Raw genomic sequence first — 402 nt, 5'->3', positions numbered from 1 at the left:
TTGCCGAAAGGTGCACCAGTAATTTGTCTCCAACATTGTGGCCGTAGTTGTCGTTGATGTGCTTAAAATCATCCAAATCGACAAACAGGACGGCAAGCGCTGGCGCTCGCTTGGCGCTGATTTGTTCTTGAAGATCAATCAGCAGCTTTTCACGATTAGAAAGCGAAGTCAGAATGTCGTGATAGGCCATGAACTCAACACGGGTTGTGTAAGTGTTTACCTTGTTAGACATCTTGTTATAGGCAGTAAGTAGCTCACCAATTTCATCTTTGCGTTGAATATCGGTAACTGGAAGTGCTTGGGTATCAAATTCCGAAAACTGTTCACTCAACTGTTTGATTGGTTTCACCAATGATCGACCTACGGCAAACGCGAATAAGCTACCCATGAAGATAGAAATAA

1 protein-coding gene is annotated in these 402 nt (G+C 43.3%); it reads right to left on the bottom strand.

The genetic code is table 11. The annotated features are described in order from the left end of the window. The coding region (locus UF06_RS22560) for a diguanylate cyclase (protein ID WP_242402052.1) at nucleotides 1–349 on the bottom strand (349 nt) is incomplete at its 3' end. Between the last annotated feature and the right edge of the window lie 53 nt (nucleotides 350–402).

It is taken from the genome of Vibrio sp. S234-5, from assembly GCF_000960595.1.
In the GTDB taxonomy this organism is placed as follows: Bacteria; Pseudomonadota; Gammaproteobacteria; order Enterobacterales; family Vibrionaceae; genus Vibrio.
Note: the sequence above shows the minus strand (reverse complement) of the source record. Positions and strands in the feature narration are given on the sequence as shown.